Annotated in this window: 18 protein-coding genes, 1 tRNA gene and 1 pseudogene; 7 read left to right on the forward strand and 13 right to left on the reverse strand. The window is 40.8% G+C overall.

The genetic code is table 11. The features are described from left to right. Positions 1–163: 163 nt before the first annotated feature. On the forward strand, positions 164–1,765 hold the full coding sequence (locus HWQ39_RS18395) for a DGQHR domain-containing protein (protein WP_292848026.1): 1,602 nt from the start codon (positions 164–166) through the stop codon (positions 1,763–1,765). A 108-nt stretch (positions 1,766–1,873) separates the two neighbouring features. Continuing rightward, complete coding sequence (locus HWQ39_RS18400) at positions 1,874–3,064, forward strand: DNA sulfur modification protein DndB (protein WP_292848029.1); 1,191 nt, start codon at positions 1,874–1,876, stop codon at positions 3,062–3,064. A 29-nt stretch (positions 3,065–3,093) separates the two neighbouring features. On the opposite strand, the gene HWQ39_RS18405 is transcribed toward HWQ39_RS18400, so the two are convergent. From HWQ39_RS18405 to argF, 7 genes and pseudogenes are all read right to left on the reverse strand, one after another. Next, positions 3,094–3,555: a DNA phosphorothioation-associated protein 4 gene (locus HWQ39_RS18405; RefSeq protein ID WP_292848032.1), complete on the reverse strand. Its 462-nt coding sequence runs from the start codon at positions 3,553–3,555 to the stop codon at positions 3,094–3,096. Between the two features lie 400 nt (positions 3,556–3,955). Next, positions 3,956–4,192, reverse strand: a pseudogene (locus HWQ39_RS18410) (Uma2 family endonuclease); the annotation flags it as partial. 56 nt (positions 4,193–4,248) lie between these two features. Then, positions 4,249–6,321: an AAA family ATPase gene (locus HWQ39_RS18415; protein ID WP_292848035.1), complete on the reverse strand. Its 2,073-nt coding sequence runs from the start codon at positions 6,319–6,321 to the stop codon at positions 4,249–4,251. Then, positions 6,318–6,491: a hypothetical protein gene (locus HWQ39_RS18420; RefSeq protein WP_167755996.1), complete on the reverse strand. Its 174-nt coding sequence runs from the start codon at positions 6,489–6,491 to the stop codon at positions 6,318–6,320. Before HWQ39_RS18420 ends, HWQ39_RS18415 begins: the two co-directional genes overlap by 4 nt. Before the next feature lie 431 nt (positions 6,492–6,922). Next, on the reverse strand, positions 6,923–8,398 hold the full coding sequence (locus HWQ39_RS18425) for a DNA phosphorothioation system restriction enzyme (protein ID WP_292848042.1): 1,476 nt from the start codon (positions 8,396–8,398) through the stop codon (positions 6,923–6,925). Positions 8,399–8,475: 77 nt separating this feature from the next. Next, a complete protein-coding gene (lexA, locus tag HWQ39_RS18430; protein ID WP_163929533.1) occupies positions 8,476–9,081 on the reverse strand; it encodes a transcriptional repressor LexA in 606 nt (201 codons plus the stop codon). Between the two features lie 208 nt (positions 9,082–9,289). Beyond that, complete coding sequence (argF, locus tag HWQ39_RS18435) at positions 9,290–10,210, reverse strand: ornithine carbamoyltransferase (protein ID WP_292848044.1); 921 nt, start codon at positions 10,208–10,210, stop codon at positions 9,290–9,292. Between the two features lie 182 nt (positions 10,211–10,392). Between argF and HWQ39_RS18440 the strand changes: the two genes are divergently transcribed. Next, a tRNA-Thr gene (locus HWQ39_RS18440) sits at positions 10,393–10,464 on the forward strand. Here HWQ39_RS18440 and HWQ39_RS18445 read toward each other — a convergent pair. Beyond that, positions 10,446–11,336 (reverse strand): LysR family transcriptional regulator, encoded by an 891-nt coding sequence (locus HWQ39_RS18445; protein ID WP_292848046.1) that lies wholly within the window; start codon positions 11,334–11,336, stop codon positions 10,446–10,448. The genes HWQ39_RS18440 and HWQ39_RS18445 overlap by 19 nt on opposite strands. Positions 11,337–11,487: 151 nt before the next feature. Here HWQ39_RS18445 and HWQ39_RS18450 point away from each other — a divergent pair, with 151 nt between their 5' ends. Next, positions 11,488–12,234 carry a methyltransferase domain-containing protein gene (locus HWQ39_RS18450; RefSeq protein ID WP_292848049.1) on the forward strand — a complete coding sequence of 249 codons (747 nt, stop codon included), beginning with the start codon at positions 11,488–11,490 and terminating at the stop codon, positions 12,232–12,234. Between the two features lie 50 nt (positions 12,235–12,284). On the opposite strand, the gene HWQ39_RS18455 is transcribed toward HWQ39_RS18450, so the two are convergent. The 4 genes from HWQ39_RS18455 to HWQ39_RS18470 all read right to left on the reverse strand — a co-directional run bounded on the left by HWQ39_RS18455 (position 12,285) and on the right by HWQ39_RS18470 (position 16,592). After that, a complete protein-coding gene (locus tag HWQ39_RS18455; RefSeq protein WP_292848052.1) occupies positions 12,285–13,028 on the reverse strand; it encodes an amino acid ABC transporter ATP-binding protein in 744 nt (247 codons plus the stop codon). 192 nt (positions 13,029–13,220) lie between these two features. Further along, a complete protein-coding gene (locus tag HWQ39_RS18460; RefSeq protein ID WP_292848055.1) occupies positions 13,221–14,372 on the reverse strand; it encodes an amino acid ABC transporter permease in 1,152 nt (383 codons plus the stop codon). 174 nt (positions 14,373–14,546) lie between these two features. After that, on the reverse strand, positions 14,547–15,473 hold the full coding sequence (locus tag HWQ39_RS18465) for an ABC transporter permease subunit (protein WP_292848058.1): 927 nt from the start codon (positions 15,471–15,473) through the stop codon (positions 14,547–14,549). A gap of 39 nt (positions 15,474–15,512) precedes the next feature. Beyond that, positions 15,513–16,592, reverse strand: a complete 1,080-nt coding sequence (locus HWQ39_RS18470) for an amino acid ABC transporter substrate-binding protein (protein WP_292848061.1) — start codon at positions 16,590–16,592, stop codon at positions 15,513–15,515. A gap of 608 nt (positions 16,593–17,200) precedes the next feature. On the opposite strand from HWQ39_RS18470, the gene HWQ39_RS18475 reads away from it, so the two are divergent. Together HWQ39_RS18475 and HWQ39_RS18480 are read left to right on the forward strand one after the other, a co-directional pair. Continuing rightward, the gene (locus tag HWQ39_RS18475; protein WP_292848064.1) at positions 17,201–17,758 is read left to right on the forward strand and encodes a hypothetical protein; all 558 of its coding nucleotides are present in this window, start codon (positions 17,201–17,203) and stop codon (positions 17,756–17,758) included. Positions 17,759–17,836: 78 nt separating this feature from the next. Beyond that, the gene (locus HWQ39_RS18480; RefSeq protein ID WP_292848067.1) at positions 17,837–18,481 is read left to right on the forward strand and encodes a DUF3318 domain-containing protein; all 645 of its coding nucleotides are present in this window, start codon (positions 17,837–17,839) and stop codon (positions 18,479–18,481) included. 117 nt (positions 18,482–18,598) lie between these two features. On the opposite strand, the gene HWQ39_RS18485 is transcribed toward HWQ39_RS18480, so the two are convergent. Then, on the reverse strand, positions 18,599–19,396 hold the full coding sequence (locus tag HWQ39_RS18485; protein WP_292848070.1) for a 7-carboxy-7-deazaguanine synthase QueE: 798 nt from the start codon (positions 19,394–19,396) through the stop codon (positions 18,599–18,601). Positions 19,397–19,595: 199 nt separating this feature from the next. Between HWQ39_RS18485 and HWQ39_RS18490 the strand changes: the two genes are divergently transcribed. After that, positions 19,596–20,645 carry an anti-sigma factor antagonist gene (locus HWQ39_RS18490; RefSeq protein ID WP_292848072.1) on the forward strand — a complete coding sequence of 350 codons (1,050 nt, stop codon included), beginning with the start codon at positions 19,596–19,598 and terminating at the stop codon, positions 20,643–20,645. The last annotated feature ends 78 nt before the right edge of the window (positions 20,646–20,723 follow it).

Raw genomic sequence — 20,723 nt, forward strand, 5'->3', positions numbered from 1 at the left:
AACCTGGCGTAATATCGGGGTAAATAGGGCGAATAGAATTCGCGTCTACACATACAAAACCCAGCGACCTGGGTTGAAGAAAAGTTTTTAAAAACCTTACTGCTAATATCCAAATTTTTGGATAATTAAACGACATAATCCTATTCTGTTTTTAAAATTTAACATGAAAGATAGTGCATCTGACCCCACCTCTGATATCGCTAGAGAATACCTGGAACGGGAAGACAAGGAAAAACAGGTACTAGCTTTACTCCTAGAGAAGTTTTTAGGGAGAAAAGATCAGATTCTCGTTCAAAAAACCGAGATGGGTGGTACTGAGGCTTATGTTAGCTCTGTTACATTGGAATGGTTCGCAGGTCGGGTTCACTTCGCCTCTGGTTTACCTCTGTTTCAGAAAAAGTACAATCCTGAAACTGATAATGTCGAGATTGACGCAGATAGTATTGATGAAATTCAGCAACGTCCCCTTGATTGGTCACGTCAAGCACCGCTAGTCCAGTATTTAGCGGCTAGAGACAACCATAAGTTTCCGCCGGTGCTGGTGGTGATAAATCAACCGTGGGTGGATAATCCCAAAGCTGCTGAGTGGGATAGCGAAGGACGCGCTACAAAGTCTACGACTGATTTTATACCCCTAGATAAAGACAGTAAGGTAGGTCTGCTAAATATTTCTGAGGATGATGTAACCATTTATGCACTAGATGGACAACATCGATTAATGGGAGTTCAGGGGTTGATGGAGTTAATCAAAACTCGTAAACTTCAGCGCTATAAAAAAGATAAAGGTGCTGATGACAGTTTTATTACAGTCAATGATTTGATAGAAAAGTACCAAGTAGACCTTGCTTACTTGCAAAATTTACCCAAGGAAAAAATTGGTATTGAGTTCATCTGTGCGGTTGCGGCTGGGGAAACTCGCACCCAGGCGAGACGGAGGGTAAGATCGATTTTTGTTCATGTCAACCTGATGGCTGCACCGTTGACTAAAGGGCAACTAACACAGTTGAATGAGGATGATGGTTTTGCGATCGTTGCTAGAAAAATTGCAGTTACACATCCACTATTAGAACAACGACAAGAACGCAATCCCCGCGTTAATTGGAATAGTGCAACAGTGGCTTCCAATTCTACAGTTTTGACGACTTTGCAAGCTCTGCAAGATATGTCTGAGCGATATTTGGCTCAAAAGTTCCCCCACTGGAAACCCTTTGAGAAAGGTCTAATTCCCATGCGTCCAGAGGATGAAGAACTTGAGCAGGGAATTCAGGAATTTAGCAAGCTATTTGATAATTTGGCTAGTCTTTCCAGTTATAAAATTTTAGAACACGAAGATACACCAGCTTTACGGCGCTTCAGCTTTGAGAAGGATGGAGGTGAAGGAAATATGCTTTTCCGTCCGGTTGCTCAGGTTGCATTGGCGCAAGCTTTGGGAATTTTGGTATTTAAAAAAGGTTTTTCCCTAGCAGATATTTTTAAGAAACTGCGGAAGTTTGACCAACAAGGCGGCTTTAGTGGTATGGAATATCCCCAATCTCTTTGGTATGGGGTTTTGTATGACCCAAATAAAAAGCGGGTGCAGGTTGCTGGACGAGATTTAGCCGCGAAGTTATTGGTTTACATCCTGGGTGGAATTCAAGAACAGATGGAACGTGCTGAACTTCGTAAGGCTTTAGCGGATGCTAGGACTGTAGAAGATAAAACTATAAGCTTTGATGGAGAGTTTGTTGAACCGAAAGCGGTAGGACTTCCACATATCCTGAACTAGCCAAGTTAAGTATGAATTTTTCAGTGTGGTTTTTACCGATGCTATAGTCCATAAGGGTTGCATATCATGTTTGCTAACATCTACTACTAATTTATATTAGATATTGATATGGTTCAACCAATTGAGGATGCTGATAATAACATTTCTCCTCAGATCAAAGCTCAGTTTAGCTCCTTTATTGAGCCATTTTTCTCACAATATCATCGCGATCGCTGCTATCCAGGACTTATTTTTAGGCAGGGAAAGCGCACTATGCTGCAAATTAATGTGCCTGCAAGTGACTTTTCTGGTCTTCTCCAAGCTAAACCATCCAGTGGGAATGATCCGGATTCTGGTAAAAATCGCCCAGTGATTAAAGGTCATGCTGATGAAATCAAAAAATATATTGTTGACCGTTCCCGAAAAGAAAAACCTTGGATTGTAGGAACTCTGACCGCTAATATAGCTCCAAAAGACATAACAATTCTTGAACTGGGTAGGGGCATCTGTTTAGTTGTTATTCGTCGTGGAGTCAAGTTAGATATAACTGATGGACAACATCGTAAACTTGCAATTCACGAATTAATAGAAAGTACTGAAAGCTACTTAATCAGTGATGATGATTTTGCAATTACTCTAGTTTTAGAGGGTGATTTTCAACAGTGTCAGGCAGATTTCAGAGACATGGCTCAAACCAAACAACTAGATAAATCATTGTTATTATCATTTGGTGAGTTCTCTGGTCGAGTTGGCATTACTAAAGAATTAATAAAACGAGTACCAATGTTTCTGGATAAGACAGAAAAGATTAAAGCAAGTCCTGCAAATAAAGATAGGCTGATTTACACAACTAATTTTATAGCTAGGTTTGTAAGTTGCGCTTTTACTAACGATCCAAGCAATCAGCTTCGAGATTATGATGTTTATCAAGCATCTGATGCTTTAGTTATTTGTCTTAATCGATTTTTCTCAGAATGCAGTAACACTGAGTATATTGCTGATACAACTGTTGAAGAACTAACAATAGATGAAGTAGCTGCATTTAAAGAAGATTGTATTCTAGGTGTAAGTGTGGGGCTGGAAGTTTTAGGGCGTTTATTGCACTATATATACGATCCAGAAAACAATTATTTTAATGAAGAAAAAATTTCACAACTAGCACAGCTAGATTGGTCAAGAGAAAACCAACTTTGGAAGGATAATGTAGTTAGAATAGATGCCCAACCTAAAAATTCAGACAAGCCTTATAAAATATCTGCTACTGTTAGTGCAGTAACAAATGCAGTCAAAACAGTAAAAATTACACTGGGGTGGATGTAACGTTTTTGATTTTAAGCATTACTTCAAGACTAAGATAGGAATTTGGTTAGATCAAATTCCTCATCTTTTTGCTCTGTATTAGTTCTCTCATAACTAAGAAATAAGAAAAGTCGCTCTGAATAGTCTACTGCGCCATGCAGTTCATTTTGTATAATTTCTAAACCACCATTCGCATACTCTTCAAAAATGTGAATACGTTGCTCATCAGCAACATTATCATCATCTAGAATCTTAATGTTTTCTGTTTCGGTGATAGCTAACAAATTAATCAACAGAGTGAAGCTGCTAGTAAAATAATCTTGTCGTAGTGGGGATAAATCTTTAGAAATTACGTCTAAAGGAACGCACTTTTTATATTTAACGCCTAAAGCTGCTGCAAACACCATTACTTCTACATAAGTCTGAAAAGGCCCAGTTGTGTCTTTTGATGCTACTAAAGATTTCACTAACTCAGCCTTATCTTTAGCAACCCTGATTCTATTTGCAGCCATAATATTAATATTTACATTGTTGCCATCTTAACCGACAGCGAAAAGCGATCGCTACGTTTACGCAATTGCCAAGGTATGATTTGATGATAGTATGTGGGCGATCACTACGTTTACGCAATTGCCAAGGTATAATTTTATGATAGTATGTGGGCAATCGCTACGTTTACGCAACTGTCAAGGTATGATTTAATGATAGTATGTGGGCGATCGCTACGTTTACGCAATTGCCAAGGTATGATTTGATGATAGTATGTGGGCGATCGTTACGTTTACGCAATTACCAAGGTATAATTTGATGATAGTATGTGGGCGATCGCTAGGTTTACGCAATTGCCAAGGTATAATTTTATGATAGTATGTGGGCGATCGCTAAACATCTTCTAATTAGTTAAGAATAATTTCAATTTAACCCTCTTCTCTTTGCGTCCTCTGCGCCTCTGTGGTTCGTTTTCCATGTAAACTGAACATCCTCATAAACTAGAGAAATCGGAAAATGGAAATCAACGCTAGTTAAATGAACCTCATCCCCTGCTTCATAAGGATGTAACTCACAGAGTCCTCTATCATTTAACCGGAAGCAATCTAAACCAATTTTTTCAGCATCAATGAGGATATATTCTTGCAAAGTCTGAATGCGTCATTCCTCCCTTTTCTCAACTGTAACTAAAAACCTCTGCGCCTCTGCGTGAGTAATTACCTATCCCGTTCAACTTCCATAATTTCCGTATACTCAAACTCATTCGGACTTTGTTTTACTAAAGGATATCTTTCCCCACCCAACTCAATATAATCTTGTTCACAATCTGGCTTAGAAGAATAATACGTAAGCACATATTCTTTCCCAATTCTGTTTGTCATTTCTGCTTCCACTTCACCCCGCCACTGAGTCTTAGTAACTAAAACTATCAACTGATTCGCTAATTGGGGAATTGTCTTCGCAATGTGTCGCCGCGAACTTTCATCCAAACTACCGAAGGGCGAATCCATGACAATTGGAAAAGTACTACTATCAGGAATCATCATCATTTTCCGCTTTTCACTCCATTCCCGCACTTTGTCAATGATGCTAGCAATAAAAGATAAACTGAGAATTTGATTCTCCCCGGTAGAAGCTGCAACTGGCGCTTCCACACCTGTAGTATTTTCTACTAATGTCAGTTCATATTTATCGCTAATTTTAGGAATGTATGGAGTAACAGAAATCTCGGTAAATATTTCTTGCACTCTCTTTTCTAATTGGAGACGAAATTGTTGTTCTTGACGATTTCTAACTTCCGTTAAGCGTTCTATTGCATCTTGAGTGGCGTTAATTCGTCGTTGTGCTAAAGTTTGCTTGTCTTCATTTAGCTTTTGTTTGGCGATTTGTTTATTGAAACCTTCAATCTCAGTTGTAAGTTGAGCAATTTGCTGCTGATTTGCACCCTGTTCTCGATTTAATTCATCAATTTTGCTTTCAATTTCATCTAAGCGTTTTTGTAAACTGCTAATTTCTTCATTAGCATCTTTTCGCAACCGTTCTTGAATATTGTCTAAATCGCCTTCAATTTGCGATATACTTTGCCTTAACTGATTAATCCTAGTTTGTTCCCTATCAACTTCTTCCCAAAATCCTATTGCTTGCTTATCAATTTCATCTACTTGTGCGCTCATGCGAATTGCAGTTTCTTCTACCGCCGAGGAACCGGCTTTATTTAACCAAGTAGTTACATGACTATGAGAATGATTACCCTCGTGTAATTCTGCGCCACAAATACAGCGTTGAGAATTAAGTAAATCATTCACAAATTCCCGCGAAATTCCTGATGTTAATTCGCCGCGCTGCTTCAAATCATTGATAATTCCTCGGAACTGAGATGTAGTTTCTGACAGTAAAACTGTGTAACCACGCGCAGAAATAACTTTTTTTAGCGCTTCCTTCGTTTTTTTATATTCTTCTTGATTCGCCGTCTTCTGTGATTCTAAATCTTGCCATCTTTCTTGCAATTCCTTAGCAGCACTCAGTTCTCGCAAACGGGTACTTGTCTCTTTTTTAAAAGTTTGTTGATATTCTAACTCTTCTTTAATTTCAGTTTGCCGTTTGGTAATGCGTTCTCGCTCTCGTTCTATCTTTTCTTGCTGTCGTAATAGTTGTTTAATTTCAGAATCACCAATAGCTTTTAACTCATTTTCTAGAGTTTTTTTAGCATCTCCCAAATGTCTGATGGAACGATTGATTACCTCGACACCCAAGAAAATTTTTGTAGCTTCGGCAATTTCAGCTTTTTTGTCAGAACGGGTTATTTGTTCAATTCGTTCGCCGTCAAAGAAAAAATATTGATGTAAAGTAGCAGGTAAAATTTGATTAATGATATCGTCGAGTTGCTGATATTGTATATTCCATTTACCATCATCCCCACCAACCCACATACTTAATTGAGTTTTGCTAGCGTCAAAATCACCATCGTTTTTATAACCCCGACAGGCGCGTCTAAGTCGATAGCGTTTACCTTCATGTTCCCAGCCAATCTCTACCCAACATTCTACAACTTGACCTTTTTGAGCCTCTGTGATCGCACGCTTATTTACTAACTGTTCTATCGATGCAAATGCTGCACTAAATTTCTCATATAATACCCAAGTAAAGGCATTTAGTAAACTGGTTTTTCCAGAGCCATTATTACCATGAATAATCGTTGTGTTCTGAATATCTCCAGCAGCGAGGAGCATCTCTGGTGTCGTACCATAAAAGGAGCGAAAGTTGCAGAGCTTGATTGAAGTCAGCTTCATCGCACCTCCTCCTTAATAATGTCTAAAATATTATCATTTATATGGCTGTTAATCTTCTTATCTAGCCTGCCTTTTTCCAGCTTCCATACCCGCTCAATAATTCGCCGTACCTCCGGCGGAGCGCTGTTTATTGGCTCTTGCACATCATCGATATTCGCCTCTTGTGACATCTTGGGTATTGGAAATATAGTTTTTCTATATTTTAACTTTCTCTACTACTGTATTTACCTCCGTAAAGCCACTGTTAGCATTATCTTTAATTTTGCAAAAACTATTTTTTAAAATTTATAATTTTCTTCGAAAAAAGACTTTATTATTGAATTGTCTTCTGCTATTATTACTAGTAATAATTTAGATCATAATGGGATGCAAGTGAAATTTTTAAAGCTCCTTACATCCCATTATGATCAAACTCATAATTATATTATTTCATATTTAATGCTTCTTTTTTCAAAACTCGAAAAGTTTTTACAAAAACATATAACTATAGCAATCCTAAATCATTCGTGAAAAATTAGATCACTGACTTCTCGAAGAAGTCAGTGATCTGGACATCGCACATTTTCACAACTCATTTAGGATTGCTATATATAGTTCATCATCAAATATCTAATAAACCATAGCGCTTTTGTAAATCAAGTAACTTCATTCTTGCTTCCCCTGCGTTATCGGCTAAATCAGCGAACTCTACAAAGCGACGCAATTCCTTTTTTAACAGATTGCGCTCAACTTCTATAGTCTCTCTATCTAAATCTGGTGGTAAAACAATCATGTCAAATATAGTGGCGCGTTCCTTAGCTGGATGAGGACGTAAAACTCGCCCCCGTCGCTGAATAAACTGGCGAGGATTACCAGAACTTGATAAAATCACCGCAGTTTTAATTGCCGGAATATCGACACCTTCATCTAAACAACGAATTGCGACTAAACCTTGTAACTCCCCGCGTTCAAATTGATGACGTAGAATTTCCCTTTCTTGTAAAGATGTTTGGGCTGTATAGGTGCTTACCTTGTAACCTAAATCCACCCCCAAAATTTTAGCAACAGCTTTAAGTTGGCGTAGCGATGAACGTTGTCCCGCATCTTGGGAACCATCACTACAATAAAAAAGAGTGTGAGTAGTTTCGCGGCGAGTTGCCATTAAATCCCGCAAAGCATTTAATTTATTTTCCGCCGCCCCAATTAACCTTGCCCTTTGCATCAATAACGGCTTTAAATCTTCATTGTCTTCAAATCCCGCTTGTCCATTTTCTCGTTCTCTATATAGTAGCGATCGCCCAATTCTTTTAGTTAACTTTAAATAGGCAATACTTTCGGCTTCAGTTAACTCTACCAACACCGGATAATATAGATAATGCACCAAAGCACCTTGAGCGATCGCATCCCTCAAAGTAAACTCTGGCTGGAGAACTGGGCCAAAATAATCAAATAAAGATTGCGTACCAAAATCATCAAAATATCTCTCCGGTGTGGCAGATAAAGCCAGTCTCAACCCCACACTGCGCGGTAAACTTTCTTCTAACTTGGGTGCGCCTAAATTATGCGCCTCATCGCCAATAATGAAAGTTTTGGCGGGAAAATATTTGAGTTGAGACTGAAACCCATCTCCAATTAAAGTAGAGTTTGTAGTAATCACCGTCACAAACCGTTGAGAACCAGAACGCAGATTATAAATTTGGGTAGAAAGTTGACTTTGCCAAGTGCGTAAATTCTCAAAAGCTAAAATGGGTTGCAAATTAAATTTTTCACATTCTCGCGCCCATTGGGTAACGAGATGGCGATAAGGACACACCACCACCAGAACTTGTAAATTAATCTGCTGATATAATTCACAAGCGATCGCTAATGCAGTAATTGTTTTACCACTACCAGTAGCCATTTTCAGCGTCCCTCTGCCATTGTTGGTAAACCAGCTAGCGATCGCTTGGCGCTGATATTGCCGCAATTGCAGAGACACAGGCATTCTTGGGCATCCTGGTAATGGTTGCGTGTGATAACTGCCCTTACTTTCCCTTGTAAATGGTAATTTCAACCGGAAAGTGGGCAGTTGCTGCACTGAATTTTTCGTCAGGTACATATTCATTTGTCATTGGTTATTGGTACTTATCTTTCCCAATCCTCATTCTCCACTCCTCACTCCCTATTCCCGATTACTCAGTTGTAACCGCGCCAAACACCAATGAGAGAACCTTGTACCTGTACTTGCATAGCACTGACTTCAATGGGATTGTATTTAGGATTTGCTGGTTTAAGGGTGACGCGATCGCCTTGGCGATAAAAACGTTTTAAAGTTGTACCAAATCCATCGACTCTGGCGGCGACGATAGTACCATTTTTTAAATGATTTGGTTCTGCTACTGGACGCAGAAATACCACATCGCCATCAGTAATTAAATCTTCAATCATGCTATCGCCAGCTACGCGCAAAGCGTAAGTTTGGGGAGGTAAATCGAAATTAGAAAAGTCTAAATGATCTACAGCATCAGTAAACGGTTCTATTAAACCACCAGCAGCGATTGTACCCAAAATTGGTACACCTTGCTTCACAGGACGCAAAATCCGAATTGTTCGCGCTTGTCCTTCAGTCCATTCTATATATCCCTTAGTGCGTAAATGCTCTAAACGGCTTTGAATTGGTGCTGGTGACTTCAAGTTCATCGCTTGCATCATTTGCCGAATAGAAGGCGAATGCTGGTGCGATCGGATGTATTCTGCTAACCATTCGTAAAGTTCTTGTTGAGCTTCTGTTAGACGTTCCATAAATTTGCGGGAAGTAATTATAAATGTCTCTAGAACATTAGTACTACAAAAAACTCCCGATAACAAGAGAAAAGTAAAAATATGAAAGGCAAAAGCAAAATTATTTTCTTCTCTTTTGCCTTTTGACAAATAAGAATATTACAGATTACAGGTTAGAGAGTAAAGGTTACAAGCAAGAAAACTATACCCTATACCCTGTGCCTATTCCCTATTCTGCTCCTAAAAGACTTGCAAGTAAAGCTTTTTGAGCGTGCAAGCGATTTTCAGCCTGTTCCCAAACTCGTGATTGAGAACCTTCAATAACTTCTTCGGTAATTTCTTCACCGCGATGAGCTGGTAAGCAGTGTAAAACAATTGCCTCTGGTTCAGCAAGGCTCAATAGCTGCTCGGAAATTTGGTAAGGCTGGAAAATGGGCATTCGGTTATCGGCTTCTGCCTCTTGTCCCATACTTGCCCAAACATCAGTATAAAGTACAGCAGATCCCTTAGCAGCTAATTCTGGATCGTGAGTTAAGAGGACTTCAGTTTTGCTATTAGCGATCGCTCTTGCTTGTTCTACAATCCTAGAATCTGGCTCATATCCTTTAGGAGTAGCAATTCTGACATTCATCCCCACTAAAGCACAGCCCAACATCAGCGAATTAGCCACATTATTCCCATCACCCACGTAGGTTAAAGTTAACCCCGCTAGAGTCCCAAAGCTTTCTTGAATCGTCAATAAATCCGCTAATACCTGACAGGGATGTTCTGCATCAGTCAGCGCATTAATCACCGGAATCTTGGCATATTCAGCAAAAGTTTCCAAATCTTGCTGGGCAAATGTGCGAATTGCCAAAATATCCAAATATCGATCTAACACCCGCGCCGTATCCTGCAAGGGTTCTCCGCGACTAACTTGAGTGACATTGGGGTTGAGATCGATTACCTGTCCACCCAGTTGATACATCGCCACGGTAAAACTTACCCGTGTGCGAGTCGAAGCTTTGGAGAACAACAACCCCAAAACTTTATTACACTGCAACTTCAGCTGTTGGGATTTAAGTTGAGTTGCCAATTCTAGAAGTTCTTGAAGTTCCATTGGACTAATGTCCACCAGACTTAATAAATCTCGTCCGAGCAGTGCTGCCATGCTTATGATCTGTAAAAAATAATTATATATTTCTGTTCCTTTATTCAGCTGTGTAAAGAAAAAACAGTTTTGGAACTGTACCAGATATTTTTGCGTCCAGCCTGAAGAAGGAGCTAGACAAATAAATTGATTATGGTACAATAAGAAATTGTGGTTGCTAATTAAAAGTAATCGCCAAACTTGCCAGCATAGCACAGTGGTAGTGCATCCGACTTGTAATCGGAAGGTCGCGAGTTCAAATCCCGCTGCTGGCTTTGATGACTGTACGTAAAAATTCCCTTAGTACAGGTGTGACATTTTCTTGCCGCCACACTATAGCCGTTTCTACTAATGGTGTTTTCTCCTCCAGAGTGCGATAAACTATGCCGGCCCTCTGAAGATTTTGCAATGAAGACGGTGCGATCGCAATTCCCATTCCTGCTGACACCAATCCGATAATCGTCTGCATCTGAATCGCTTCTTGAGTTACTTTTGGACTGAAATTTCCTTGCTGACAAAGACTCACGATCTGGTCGTAAAGTCCGGGGCCCAAATGGCGAGGAAACATGATAAAGTTTTCGTTTACTAGCGATCGCACTGAAATCTTTTCTTGTTCAGCTAAAGGATGAGTTTCTAACATAGCCACAATTAGAGCTTCCTGCTGAATGCACTCTTGATTGAGTGTGTTGTCTTCTAAAGGTGGATGGGCAAAACCTACATGGATGCGGCTTTCCTGTAGCGCTTGTTCTTGCTGAGTTGTGGTTAATTCCTGCAATACCAACTCTACTTCTGGAAACTGTTCTCGAAACCGCCGCAAAATTATTGGAAGCAAATCATAAGTTACCAAACTGGTAAACCCGATTCGCAATTGTCCCTTTTCACCTCTTCCTATTTTTTGGGTTAGCTCAATTGCTTTTTCCAGTTGAGCCAAAAGTTGATAAACTTCTTGCAAAAAAACTTGCCCTGCTTCCGTTAGTTGCACCTGTCGCTTGGTTTTGCGCTGAAACAGTTCTACCCCCAACTGCGCCTCTAGTTGCTGAATTTGCTGGCTTAAAGGTGGTTGAGCAATGTGCAATCGCTCGGCGGCTCTACTGAAGTGCAGTTCTTCAGCAACAGCAATAAAGTAGCGCAGGTGTCGCAATTCCATTTTTTTGATACTTTATAAGTTTCAATTATCTATAAATATATATTGGACATCTCAAAGTTACATACATATCATACTTATACAGATATCGTAGGGAGTCAAAGCGATGCCAGAAAAGTATACTCCAGGCTATTCGAGCAATGCGACGAAATTTATGGCAAATCGTAGCGTAGATACTCATGCGGCGTTTTTTACGCCTTATTTACGTCCAGGGATGAAATTGCTAGATTGTGGTTGTGGCCCTGGTGCGATCGCTTTAGGTTTAGCAAGAGTTATTGCCCCTGGTACGCTTACAGGTATCGATCGAGAAATATCTCAAATCCGCATAGCTGCTGAAAGTGCTTTTAACCAAGGTGTCAGTAATACTAATTTTCTAGAGGGAAATATATATGCTCTACCCTTTCCAGATAACTCCTTTGACGCAATCTTTTCTCATGCGCTGTTTGAGCATCTTCAAGAACCTGTGCAGGCGTTGCGAGAACTATGGCGAGTTTTGAAACCGGGGGGAATTGTTGGGCTTCGTAGTCCTGACTGGGGCGGGTTTTTGATTGCACCGTCTACACCAGAACTGGAAAAAGCATTTTCTTATTACAAGTGGCTTCAGCAGCAGAATTCTGGTAATCCTGACGTAGGTAGAGAGTTACGCGCCCTGTTGCGCCAAAGTGGGTTTACTAATATCAAAGCTTCCGCTTCTTATCAATGTTATGAGCCGCTGAGTGAAGCTACAGAATATTTGGCGCTGCGAATTGAGGCTTCTGCAAAAGAAGATCGAGCTGTAGAGAAAGGTTGGACTGATGAGCGATCGCTTACAGCAATGAGTAATGGTCTGCGGGAATGGAGTCAGCACCCAGATGGATTTTTTGCTGCTGCTTGGTGTGAAGTTGTGGGACAAAAGGGTTAGAAGTGAAACGCAGAGGGGCGCAAAGTTGAACGCAAAGTAGCGCAGAGGTTTTAGAGAATTTGTGACAAAAATTTGCGTGTTCTTTCTTCTTTGGGGTTGTTGAAAAATGCGTCAGGGGTGGCTGACTCGACGAGGAAACCGCTATCCATAAGAATAACTCGGTCAGCCACTTCACGGGCGAATCCAACTTCGTGGGTGACAACTACCATTGTCATTCCATCACGGGCAAGACCTCGCATTACATCCAAAACTTCTCGTACCATTTCTGGATCTAAGGCTGAGGTGGGTTCGTCAAACAGCATAATTTTGGGTTGCATAGCTAAAGCACGTGCGATCGCAACTCGTTGCTGTTGTCCACCAGATAACTGTCCTGGATATTTTTCCGCCTGTTCTAAAATTCCCACTCTTTCTAAGAGTTGCATTGCCAATTTTTCGGTCTTTGCCTTTGGCGATCGCCGTACCCAAATTGGTGCTAAAGAGATATTTTGCAGTACTGTCAGATGAGGAAATAAATTAAATTGCTGAAATACCATTCCCACCTCTTTGCGAATAGTTTCAATATTTCGCAAGTCATGACTGAGAGTAATGCCGTCGATTTCAATTCTTCCCTGTTGGTATTCTTCTAAAGCATTAAATGTGCGGATAAAGGTAGATTTACCGGAACCAGATGGTCCCATTAGCACTACTACTTCTCCACGATTGACTGTCAAGCTCACACCCTGGAGAGCATGGAACTTTCCATACCACTTGTGAACATCTTCAGCAATAATTATTGACGCTTGTTTTGTTGTCACAGATTTACACCTCCGAATTTTTTAGTAAATTAGCGATGTCTCGCTACAAGCTGATGAAATGAATATCAAATAATTGCTGATTACTGACTAAATAAGGTAAAATTTAAAGATTAAAAGGAGTCAGAATACTAGAACCATTCTAAATTCTGGCTCTTATTTTTCTGTGAGTATTTATTTTTTAAAATCTCTAAACTACTGATTCAACTGTTTTTCTAATTGCCGAGAAGCTAACGACATGGAGTAACAAAATACCCAGTAAATAAATCCAATAAATAGATAAACTTCTGCATAGCGGCCGAGAAATTGTGGTTGTGCCAATATTGAACGGGCAATACCTGTAAGTTCCACTAATCCTACCAAAGATAAGAGTGAAGTGTCTTTAAATAAGCCAATAAATTGACCAACGATCGCAGGAATAACACTACGTAAGGCTTGAGGTAGGACAATTAATATCACTACTAAAGGTGTATTAAAACCTAGTGCTTTCGCAGCTTCAATTTGCCCGCGAGGAATTGATTGGAGTCCTCCACGGACGTTTTCTGCCATATATGCGGCACTAAATAGTACTAGTCCAGCAATTGCTCTTAATACCCGATCTAGACGCACATCTGCTGATAAAAACAAGGGAAGCATTACCTGAGCTAAGAACAAAATTCCAATCAGTGGTACTCCCCTAATAATTTCGATATACAGGATAGAAAACCAATGGACTACAGGCAAATTGCTTGTGCGCCCTAAAGCTAGTAAAACCCCAATAGGAAAGGAAAGTACAATACTCACTGCTGCCATTAGTAAGGTAAGTAGCAAACCGTTCCACAAATTTGTAGGTACAGGCTGCAATCCGAATCCACCACCAATTAGCCATAAAATTATCGGGAAAGATAATAACCATAATAGGGAAAGCCAAGGAGTTAGTACCTTAGTAAACTTTCCTCCAATGCCAAAACCTGCAAATACTAAAACTGCAATTAACAATAACCAAAGGCGGGATGTAAAATCCAGTGGTAAAACAACTAACAAAACGCCGATGATGAAAGCAAACAAAGCAATTCCCCGCTTTGTTAACTGTTGTTTACTAAAGAATACACCGCCAGTTATAGCGCCTAAAGTCGAAGCGATCGCTAGCACAATCCAAGTTCGCCAATATAGCGTTTGCGGAAATCTACCAACTAGAAATAAACGTAAATTAACCTGAATTATCGCCCATTGTGCTTGAGTAGTTGCCCAAGTTATAATTCCTCGCACTACCCAAAACAGAAATACTAAACAGACAACAGTTAACAAGCTGTTATACCAAGTACTAAACAGGTTTTTACGGAGCCAAGTTAATTTGTCATTATTCATTTGTCATTAGTCATTAGTCATTGGTCATTGGTCAAAACTCATATTTCAACCTTAAAGGTGCAACTTCCGAGTTCAAAGGCGCAACTTCCGAGTTCAGAGGCTCAACTTCCGAGTTCAGAGGCTCAACTTCCGAGTTCAACTGGTTCCTTATCCCCCTCATCACCTTCATCACCCTTATCTTTCTTTAATTTGCACGCTGCGATTGAATAAATTCATCACTACAGAGATGGTCAAACTCAGGGTGAGATAGGTGAGAATAATCAGTAATATCACTTCTACGGCTTTCCCAGTTTGGTTAAAAGTGGTGGAGGCGACAAAATAAATATCGGGGTAGCCGATCGCGATCGCTAAACTGGTATTTTTGGTCAAATTCAGATATTGACTCGTTAACGGTGGAATGATTACCCGCAAAGCTTGGGGAAAAATTACCAACCGCATTACTAACCCTGGTTTTAATCCTAGCGATCGCGCTGCTTCCCATTGTCCCTTCGGTACTGATTGAATCCCACCTCGCACAATTTCTGCAATAAACGCACCTGTGTAGAAAGTTAATCCCAACAGCAACGTTGAAAACTCTGGTGATAGGGTAAACCAAGGAAATTCTAAGCCATTTTGACTAACACCAATAAAACCCCAAAGGGATATCTTATTTTCTGTTTTGGGAAAACTGATAAAAACAGCAAAGTACCAAAACAGCAATTGCAGCAGTAAAGGCGTATTGCGGAAAACCTCTACATAAACCATCGTGATATTCCGCACCAGCCAGTTGTCTGAAAGTCGGGCAATCCCAGCACTTATCCCAACAATGGTTGTCAGAAAAATTCCTGCGATCGCCACCCGCAAGGAGTTAATTAACCCCACCCACAAAGCACGACTGTAGGTATCAGTAGGTTTGTAGCTAATCAGCTTCTCGCCAATATCAAAAGATGCCTGTTGCTTCAGAAAATCAAATCCAAACGGAATACCTAATTGCCGCAAATTGCGCTTGAGATTACCCCACAGTATTACTACTACAACTACTGCTAAAAATACAGCAACTAATTGCAAAGCAATCCTCCAAAAACGGACATCACGCCATATAGACGGTTTTAAATTAGTCATTAGTCATTTCTCCCCCTGCCTCCCCTGTCCCCTGCCCTTCTACCGGAACGGCGGAGAATAAAGCAGTCCGTTTTTGTTCCAGAGTTGATTTTGACCACGAGCTAGATTCAGTTTTGTCTTGGGGCCGAGGTTGCGATCGTAAATTTCGGCGTAGTTACCAACGTGTTTAATTATTCTGGCTGCGAAATCGTTAGTTAAGCCGAGTCCTTCGCCAAGATTACCTTCGGTTCCTAAAAAGCGCTTAATATCTGGATCGGTACTAGTAGCGAACTGACCTATATTCTGGGAAGTAATGCCCAATTCTTCGGCTTTTACTAAAGAATAAACCACCCACTTAACAGCATCACTCCACTTAGCATCCCCTTTAGCAACTGCTGGCGCAAGGGGTTCTGAAGAGATCACTTCGTTGAGAATCACGTTATCTTCTGGTTTGGGTAAAATTGTACCCCGCGAAACTAATGCTGAACGATCAGCTGTAATCCCGTCGCAACGACCTTCAGTATAAGTAGCAAAGGTAACGTTAACGTCTTCAAATACAACGGGTTTGTAAGTGATGCCCCTTTTCCGCATTTGGTCTGCTAAGTTCTGTTCGGTAGTAGTTCCAGTTTGAACGCAGATGGCTTTATTCTTGAGGTCTGCCAGGGACTTAATGTTACTACTTTTGCGAACCATGATGGCTTGTCCGTCGTAAAAGACCACAGGTGCAAATTCTAGACCTACTGTGGTTCCGCGACTAAGTGTCCAGGTAGTATTGCGGCTGAGAATGTCTACTTCTCCAGTTTGCAAAGCTGTAAACCGCTCTTTGGAATTGAGATTGCGAAATTCTACTGCATCTGGCTTATCAAACAAAGCTGCGGCGATCGCTCGACAAACATCTACATCGATGCCACTGTATTTACCATCGGTTCCCACAAAGCTAAACCCTGGCACTTCACCACTGACACCGCAAATTATCTGGCCACGTCTTTTAATGTTATTCCAGCGATTTTGATTTTCTGGTGCAGCTGGAGTACTGCCTGGAGTGCCGGGTGTACTTGCTGTTTGTCCTGAATCTCCACCACAAGCCGCGATCGCAAAAACTAAAGGTGCGATCGCTAAAATTAAAGCTGATTTACGCATGAACTTCATAAATTACTAGATCAAAGAATTGTATTGCTCACTACAATCATTTAGTGAAAACAATTTGTTGCTTGTAATATAAAACTGTACCAGCCTATGTGCTATGTTTATTCACTTTTAAAAGCGGTAATTGAAGTTTTTATTTATATATTCAAAAGCCTCGGATGCTATGGGGAAATTATCTCAACTTGGCTTCAGCTTTCAAGTTTGATTAAAAATGCTGTCATCATACTCGATCTAACAACACACTCATTAAACCTAGAAGAAAATATTAAAACTTAAGTCAATTAGTGCTATATCCATCACTGACTAAGATTTGAAAAATAGTGATTATCGCTTCTTTAAGAATGAGCTAATGAACAAAAATCCTTCAAAAAATGTCATTCACAACGCCGAACGATCATCTATTTTTCTTATCTTTGCAATGCCCAACACTCAGGAATTGTGGACTGGGATATTTTTGCTAATGCCCAATCCCCAATCCCCAGTACCCAATCCCCTTGCACACTTCTATGCAATCAGAAGTATCCACACCAACCCAAACAACTACCCCTAGCAGGTTAAACTAGGTCTGGTAACAACTGCTCCACGTTCCTTATGAGGCTTTTATGGGAGCTAACCTCGAACAGATTGCCAACTATTTAGACAACCTTGGTTGGGACTACCGTTTTGATGATGAAGAAGACCGAATTATAACAGGTGTGGAGGCTGACAACCTAGAAGATTTCCTAATAGTTGTCCAGTTGGATGAAGAAGGAAAATTTTTTCGGGTATTTGCCCCTCAAGTTCTGGCAGGAATCCAAGACCATCCTCACAAGGGAGTTATCCTACAGACGATGCTTGCCATTTCTTGGGAAACCAAAATGTTGCAATGGGAATATGACCCATCTGATGGTGAAATCCGTGCCATTATTGAGTTTCCTCTAGAAGACTCGATTCTTACAGAAAAGCAATTTCACCGTTGTCTGAGTGGGTTAATTCAGATTGTAGATGGCATAGCGATACCTCGCCTAAAAGAAGTGATGGCAACAGGTCTCGATCCAGGGAATATAGAACTTGGGGAAAGACTGTTACTCAGTATCCAAGAAGAAGCCCCAGGATTGTTAGATTTACTAGAAAAAGCAATGGAAGCGCGAAAAAAGCGAGGAAGTTTTCCTATTGAGTGAGACGGATCATCACTTAAATAGCTATACTCCAAAGTGATACCCTCACTATATACATGAAATTTTCTGGGGCTGGATATTATGACATCCTACGCAACCTCCTCTGCCAAAGCGGAAATGAGTGAACTACGGCGGTTGAAAGGCTTATTACCGCCAGAATTGCAAAGCTGGGTTACGGTTGAAGGCACAACTGAAGTCAATCCACCCCTGGTTCGCTGCGAAGAAATTGGTAAAGACCAGGTAGAAATTCAAATTGACTTGGTGAAATGGGATGCCCTCGCAATGGATCAGCGTAATCTGCTGTTCTGGCATGAAGTTGCTCGCGTTCAAAATGACACAATTCCCAAAGATGGTTGGGAAATGGCAGCACTAGCCATCGGTTTAGGTGGTGCTGTAGGCGAATTGTGGGTACAAGATGGATTGCTGCTGGTATTAGCTTTGTCGCTTTGTGGTGTGTCAGGCTGGCGACTGTACCAAAAGAATAGTGGGGAAAAGCAACTAAGAGAATTGCTCAATGCTGATGAGAAAGCGATCGCATTGGCAACTCGTTTTGGTTATAGCCTCCCCAATGCCTACAAGAGTCTTGGTAGCGCCTTAAAAACCCTGATTGACAATACTCCTAGTAAGCGCCAACGGTCAAAATACGAAGCAAGACTCTCTGCCCTCAAACGCAGTGCCAATAAGGCAAAAGCTAAATCTAAAACTCCAGATGAGGACTCACTGTAATTAGTTAGGAGTTAGGAGTTAGGAGTTAGGAGTGAAATCCAAACTTCAAACTCCTCATTCCTCGCTCCTCACCAAATCTTACTTTTTTCTTGACTACATCTTTATCAAAATCAAATTTTACAACTGGTTCAGCATTTTATGCGTCTGGGGGATCACACGGACATGTTTGATAAACCCCTTCATCAAAGCTTGCCAGGTCAAAACTTGATCGCTGGAAGGCGCAAGCACGGGTATTGGTGAAAATTGTTCTGACACTGCCAAAGGCGTAACAGGTTGTAAAAATACTGAGATATCTGGACTAACCTCTGCCACCAAGGAAGCTGAACGTTCCAACTCGGCGGGATCTGTGTTTTGAGACACAATTATCTTGACAAAAACATTTAAATATGAGTCATAACATAACTGGAGAGATTTACTATGTTCTTGCCAATGACTTTCGCCGCTAACACTGGGCAATTTGAAATCCATGCCTACGGAGTCTAAGTAGGGGAGAATCATTGCTAGTTGTTCTGGGCGATGTCCGCCAGTTTCCAAGTATATAGGTAGGCCAGTTATGGCTCGCACTTGGGGTAGAAACTGCGTTAAAAATGGGGCATGAAGAAGTGGTTCGCCTCCAGTTAAGCTAATGCTATCGTGTAGACAAGGTAGATTTTGCTGTTCCACCCATTCGAGTAATATGGGTAATGGGACAGGGTTAGAGTATATTTCAAAGTCGCGCAATCCAGGCGATCGCTCTATCCGACAAGTAGCAGGTGCATTCCAAGTGTGGGCACTATCACAAAACTGACAGCGCAAATCACACAAAGCAAAACGAATAAATATCTGACGTGTCCCTACATTCAGTCCTTCCCCTTGAATGGCAGAAAAGACCTCAATCAGACGTGCGGTAGGTGTAACCGTATTTTTAGCAATCATAAAATGAGAGCAACGCGATCGCGCTGCGTCGACACAACAGCAAGGATGTTTTTTGGCTTCTTGTTCTATTGTGAATCGTCGCTAGCGATCTCCAATCTCAGCCCCGGTAAATAGCAATTAGTCCTAATTACTACTAATTCTGATATTTAGGTTAGGTAATTTTGTAGGACAAAATAATGTTTGGCAGATTACATTATACATGGCAACGAAAGTGCAGAGCTTCATGACTAGCCAACCGACAGAGGTCGATTTTCCAGTTAATTCCCTAAACGACACCGCTATAGTGCAGGTGCCGACGCGGTTAAGTGTGCTGGAGGCTTTAGGCTTTAAGCAAACCTGCCAAGGCTTAATCCAGACCAATCCACATCCCAAGCACATCATCATTGACTTTCACCAAACTACTTTTATGGATAGTAGTGGTTTAGGTGCCCTGGTCAGTAATTTTAAATCCGCTCAAGCGAAAGAGATTACATTAACACTGCGGAATGTAACACCTCAGGTAATGGCAGTCTTAAAACTCACGGGATTGGATCAAGTTTTTCCCCTTGAATCTGTGGCTGATGGGTCGCTAATAGAACCAGAAGACTTAGTAGATAATCGGAAGACAACTCCCCGTAAAGTAGAGCCTTTACCCGCTACTCACCCTTCTGTGGCATCTTGGATGAAACGGTTCTTAGATATCATCGGGTCAACAGTCGGTTTATTAATTACAGGAGTTTTGTTTATTCCCATTGCGATCGCTATTCAAATTAACGATCCTGGTCCCATTTTATTTAGTCACACCCGTTGTGGTTGGATGGGGAAGCGGTTTGAGATTTGGAAATTCCGCTCTATGTGTGTGGATGCGGAAGCGAAGAAATCCCAAGTTAAAAACCAAGTGCAAGGTGCTTTTTTCAAGAATGAGAATGACCCCAGAATTACCAAGGTAGGGCGCTTTTTACGGCGAACTAGTCTTGATGAATTACCGCAATTTTGGAACGTCCTCAAAGGAGAAATGAGTTTAGTAGGCACTCGACCACCGACACCCGATGAAGTGGAACGCTATGAAGTACCGGAGTGGCAACGTTTAGATGTGAAACCCGGTATGACTGGCGAATGGCAAGTAAACGGCCGTTCTACAGTCCGTAGTTTTGAAGATGTAATTCGTCTGGATTTGCAGTATCAAAAAAATTGGAGTTTGGTGTACGATTTAAAGCTAATTTTCAAAACTATAGCTATTCTGTTTAATAGAAACAGTGGTGCTGTTTAGCTAATTATCCTTATTCACAATTTTTTGGTAACTCTCAACTCTCACAATAATTCTTAAATACACCCAAGCCCATAATGG

This window comes from Nostoc sp. NMS8 (assembly GCF_017115045.1).
Classification (GTDB): domain Bacteria; phylum Cyanobacteriota; class Cyanobacteriia; order Cyanobacteriales; family Nostocaceae; genus Nostoc.

Excerpts from the sequence above, each read along its gene's own strand:
- HWQ39_RS18395 (WP_292848026.1), top strand. The coding sequence starts at position 164 with ATGAAAGATAGTGCATCTGACCCCACCTCTGATATCGCTAGAGAATAC.
- HWQ39_RS18400 (WP_292848029.1), top strand. The coding sequence starts at position 1,874 with ATGGTTCAACCAATTGAGGATGCTGATAATAACATTTCTCCTCAGATC.
- HWQ39_RS18405 (WP_292848032.1), bottom strand. The coding sequence starts at position 3,555 with ATGGCTGCAAATAGAATCAGGGTTGCTAAAGATAAGGCTGAGTTAGTG.
- HWQ39_RS18415 (WP_292848035.1), bottom strand. The coding sequence starts at position 6,321 with ATGAAGCTGACTTCAATCAAGCTCTGCAACTTTCGCTCCTTTTATGGT.
- HWQ39_RS18420 (WP_167755996.1), bottom strand. The coding sequence starts at position 6,491 with ATGTCACAAGAGGCGAATATCGATGATGTGCAAGAGCCAATAAACAGC.
- HWQ39_RS18425 (WP_292848042.1), bottom strand. The coding sequence starts at position 8,398 with ATGTACCTGACGAAAAATTCAGTGCAGCAACTGCCCACTTTCCGGTTG.
- lexA (WP_163929533.1), bottom strand. The coding sequence starts at position 9,081 with ATGGAACGTCTAACAGAAGCTCAACAAGAACTTTACGAATGGTTAGCA.
- argF (WP_292848044.1), bottom strand. The coding sequence starts at position 10,210 with ATGGCAGCACTGCTCGGACGAGATTTATTAAGTCTGGTGGACATTAGT.
- HWQ39_RS18445 (WP_292848046.1), bottom strand. The coding sequence starts at position 11,336 with ATGGAATTGCGACACCTGCGCTACTTTATTGCTGTTGCTGAAGAACTG.
- HWQ39_RS18450 (WP_292848049.1), top strand. The coding sequence starts at position 11,488 with ATGGCAAATCGTAGCGTAGATACTCATGCGGCGTTTTTTACGCCTTAT.
- HWQ39_RS18460 (WP_292848055.1), bottom strand. The coding sequence starts at position 14,372 with ATGAATAATGACAAATTAACTTGGCTCCGTAAAAACCTGTTTAGTACT.
- HWQ39_RS18465 (WP_292848058.1), bottom strand. The coding sequence starts at position 15,473 with ATGACTAATTTAAAACCGTCTATATGGCGTGATGTCCGTTTTTGGAGG.
- HWQ39_RS18470 (WP_292848061.1), bottom strand. The coding sequence starts at position 16,592 with ATGCGTAAATCAGCTTTAATTTTAGCGATCGCACCTTTAGTTTTTGCG.
- HWQ39_RS18475 (WP_292848064.1), top strand. The coding sequence starts at position 17,201 with ATGGGAGCTAACCTCGAACAGATTGCCAACTATTTAGACAACCTTGGT.
- HWQ39_RS18480 (WP_292848067.1), top strand. The coding sequence starts at position 17,837 with ATGACATCCTACGCAACCTCCTCTGCCAAAGCGGAAATGAGTGAACTA.
- HWQ39_RS18485 (WP_292848070.1), bottom strand. The coding sequence starts at position 19,396 with ATGATTGCTAAAAATACGGTTACACCTACCGCACGTCTGATTGAGGTC.
- HWQ39_RS18490 (WP_292848072.1), top strand. The coding sequence starts at position 19,596 with ATGGCAACGAAAGTGCAGAGCTTCATGACTAGCCAACCGACAGAGGTC.